The sequence below is a fragment of the Marinococcus tarijensis genome (assembly GCF_054971385.1).
In genome coordinates this window covers 1-3,430 of sequence record NZ_JBQOJA010000068.1, presented here as the reverse complement: position 1 = coordinate 3,430, position 3,430 = coordinate 1, and the positions used below count along the sequence as shown (strand labels likewise).

5 protein-coding genes are annotated in these 3,430 nt (G+C 42.3%); all 5 read left to right on the top strand.

Features of this window, described 5'->3' with window-relative positions; all coding sequences use genetic code 11:
• The first annotated feature begins 109 nt into the window (after positions 1-109).
• Positions 110-421, top strand: coding sequence for an MGMT family protein (locus tag ACTTK7_RS17145; RefSeq protein ID WP_462869315.1), 312 nt, complete (start codon positions 110-112; stop codon positions 419-421).
• A 21-nt stretch (positions 422-442) separates the two neighbouring features.
• On the top strand, positions 443-709 hold the full coding sequence (locus ACTTK7_RS17140; protein ID WP_462869314.1) for a hypothetical protein: 267 nt from the start codon (positions 443-445) through the stop codon (positions 707-709).
• Positions 710-1,197: 488 nt separating this feature from the next.
• On the top strand, positions 1,198-1,809 hold the full coding sequence (locus tag ACTTK7_RS17135) for an N-acetylmuramoyl-L-alanine amidase family protein (RefSeq protein WP_462869313.1): 612 nt from the start codon (positions 1,198-1,200) through the stop codon (positions 1,807-1,809).
• 533 nt (positions 1,810-2,342) lie between these two features.
• Positions 2,343-2,753: a hypothetical protein gene (locus ACTTK7_RS17130; RefSeq protein ID WP_462869312.1), complete on the top strand. Its 411-nt coding sequence runs from the start codon at positions 2,343-2,345 to the stop codon at positions 2,751-2,753.
• Positions 2,754-3,238: 485 nt separating this feature from the next.
• On the top strand, positions 3,239-3,430 hold a 192-nt coding region (locus tag ACTTK7_RS17125), incomplete at its 3' end, for a hypothetical protein (RefSeq protein ID WP_462869311.1).

Sequence of the window (3,430 nt, the reverse complement as noted above, 5' to 3'; positions counted from 1 at the left end):
TCTCAGCCTGCGGATTCGCCTGGAAACCGGAAACCATCGACGACAACTCGTCAAGTCCATATTTTGGTGAAGAGCCAAAAAAAGTTTTGTTAAATTGAAAGAAATACTTATGGAAGAATTAGAAAAAGGAATCACGGAATATAATAGTATAATTAATGGAGAGCAGGGAACTGAATCAAAGGAAGAATTGCAAAACACTCTTAAGGGAGTGGCGGCAGAAGTAGAAGCTGCACAGCAAGGGGGATCCGGACAGTTTACCACCATGGGATGTTCCGATTGGCTATCAGCTATAGGTTTTGGGCATACAACTAGTGTGAGTGCATTGGCGGTGGCCCTTGGTGTTTCTGGTCCAGCAGCCTTAGCAGTAGCGACAGCTATGGGAGCAACATATGCAGCAGGTTCTATCGCTTGCCCAAACTAGTAGAAGAAGGGAGGAAGTAAGATGTCATTACTGCATAAGTTTCCCATTTCGATGATTAATGTAGTAACTTTGGCCTTACTTTCTGTTGCAGTAACGGATGTTTTCCAAGAAAATCTGTTCATGTATGCGATTTTATTTCTGATTATTACTATAAGCAATTTCACGTTAGAAACGGCATTTAATCGTGCGGAGGCTGATCCTCAAGCGAAAGCGAAAAAAGTGGGTCTGATTACAGTACCAAGTAATTTAGCGTTGTTCGTGGTATTTATGTTGGTAGCTTTCGTTTAAAACTAATAAGAATCAAGTGAACACCTCGTCTTGATGGTCTTAGACCTCTCTTGGGCAGGGTGTTCGTAACGGAATAAAATGACATTAATCATAAGAAAAAAAGCAAAGCCTATACCTCAGGCTTTGCTTTTTTTGTTTAAACGACTACTGATAATCGCGATTATGTAAAGAAAACACTATGATTAACAATGATTTTAGAAAAAGAAGAGGGACCTTTATGATAGCCATGCCTATAACATTCAGCTCCCTCATGTATAAAGCCATGTTTCAACAGCGTCCGAACAGCTAGGGAAAAATGATGGCTCGTGCGGTGAAAGTGCCTTCTATGACGTATTTTTCTCCTAAAGGTTTTTGTATACGGCAGGTTGCTTTAGGTCATACTTATGTTTAAAGGCAGTTCGTCGGGGCAACTTTGGGAGGTTGTACCAGCGTTTCGTGCTTAGTACAGTAAATGTATCCTGTCTTTCACTTTTTAGGAGGAAATTGACATGAAAAAATACATAGGAATGCTTTTAGCCGTGCTTTTTTTGGGAATGTTTTCGTTTGCGAATGAAACGGAAGCTTCAGTGGAAGGAAAAACGATTGCGCTTGATGCCGGGCATGGAGACAATGACTCAGGTGCTTCAGCGAATGGGCTCTATGAGAAGGAATTAGTGTATGATGTTGCCTATCGAACGAAGCAGCGATTGGAGCAAGCAGGAGCGGACGTCATTATGACTCGCAACGGGGACGATTACATCGAACTACAAGAGCGTGCTGCGATAGCGAACCGTAATAATGCTGACATTTTTGTTAGTGTTCATGCCAATGCGGCATCATCCGCGTATGCAGAAGGAACGGAAACGTATCACTACCCGACCAGCGATGAGGGGCAACGGTTGGCTTTTAATTTGCAAGAAAGCATGGTCGATGAATTCGACAGCGATGATCGAGGGGTCAAATCAGCCAATTTTAGTGTGTTACGAAACACGGAAATGCCAGCAGCCTTGGTTGAATTAGGATTTGTGACCAATAGGAGAGAAGCGGAGCGCATGAAGACAAGCTCGTTTCGGAACGAAGCGGCCAATGCCTTATATTTGGGGATTCATCATCACTTTTAATGGATAGTGACAATATTTTTTCACTCAGGATGGCAGTAAGAGGAAGCAGAAACGGATGATCTAATCATTGCAACAAATAATAAGTCGGTCGTGCAGACATAAATGAAAACTTCCACGTAGTTTATAGAGTGGAGGTTTTCATTTTTTATACATTTCCTGCATGGCTATTTTCCGTCTTGGTCAGCTGGCGTTTTATCAGAAGGGTAGATTTCGCATCACGAGTATCGTCCATGATTGTTTCCTAAGAAATGATGCCACGGCCATTTATGAGCATAGCATCCAGGGCCGGTAGATGATTATACTCTCTCAAATACTGTGACGAAAAAGGTAACATTTTAAAATTTCATGGACCGTAATATTTTTCAAAATAAAGAGTTCCATGAAAAGGGCGGGCATTTTAAAGCGATATTCATCTATTTCTAAGGAAAGCGGGCATTCCCTAGGGTTTTCGAACAGGGATCTCGCTTTTCGAGATATTCTTTTCCTTTTCTTAGATGGTATTATGAAGAAAAAAATAGAAGGGCAGGAGCCTAATGAATGAAAATTTATGGTTTCTCGTGGAACTGTTCTCGTTTTTGTTTTTGTTTGCGGGCGGCATGGCCTTAACGATGACTCTAACGCGTCGTTGGTATGTGAAGCGCAATGGGCAGGATCGTTCGCAAAATTATGCGAATGAGGCCCATCGAAAAGTATCACTGGGGTTTGTTGTCGTGGCCGTTGTTGTTTTAATTCCCAGCATAAACTTGGATATGACGCCATCGCGCCACTGGAGCTTCCTTTTTATTGTTTTTCCCTTTTGTTTGCTTTACTTAGGTATTGGTACGTATCTATGGAAAAACGAGAGCAGTAATAAAGATGATTATCGGTATGATTGGTGGATTTTGGGAGGAATTTTGGTGTGGTCTATGCTTATCATGAGTGGTATGCAATGGCTTGGGGTTTAACAGACCTGAGGGAAGCCGGTAGCTGAACGAAAGACAGGAGTCCATAGAGAGAAGCAGGTGATACATATGAAACGAGTTATGCTTTCCTTGAGTGCCAGTGTGTTGAGCATCGCTGTATATGGATTGCTGGCAGGATCATTACCTCTATCAAGCAGCTGGACAAGAGCCGTAGGGTGTGGGTTCGGATCGAGTATTGGGAGCTATTTCATTTTGCAAAAAAAGAGGGATTAATATTCGATTCGAGCAAAGAAACCTACTATTTCAGGAGTGGGATTCTTTCTTTACTACCCTCTCAAAAAGTACGCTTTTGGAGAGAATTCATCGAATCCTTGATTGGGCCTGTCGCTGATCTCCTTTGCCTTGCTTCAGGTCGGAAGCCCCGCTTGAGTGTGTTTATTTTCGTTCGGGCAGTAAAGAATATGTATCCCGACGATATGTCCCGGTTCTGAAAAATAAACTTCTGATAGGAGGAGAATAGCGTGTTCGTGGAAATCGTACGACGAAGTATGATGGGTCTGGGTTTTGCCGCGATGGTGACCTTTGCTATATTAACGATGGTAATGGTGTTTTTTGCAATGAAAAAGTACATAATCATGCAGACTTTTGTACACAACCCTGCCAGCGAAACTTTCGGTCACTTAAGAAGAAGTCATTTTCTTTTGATGGGAGAGCGCGTG

Excerpts from the sequence above, each read along its gene's own strand:
- ACTTK7_RS17135 (WP_462869313.1), top strand. The coding sequence starts at position 1,198 with ATGAAAAAATACATAGGAATGCTTTTAGCCGTGCTTTTTTTGGGAATG.
- ACTTK7_RS17130 (WP_462869312.1), top strand. The coding sequence starts at position 2,343 with ATGAATGAAAATTTATGGTTTCTCGTGGAACTGTTCTCGTTTTTGTTT.
- ACTTK7_RS17145 (WP_462869315.1), top strand. The coding sequence starts at position 110 with ATGGAAGAATTAGAAAAAGGAATCACGGAATATAATAGTATAATTAAT.
- ACTTK7_RS17140 (WP_462869314.1), top strand. The coding sequence starts at position 443 with ATGTCATTACTGCATAAGTTTCCCATTTCGATGATTAATGTAGTAACT.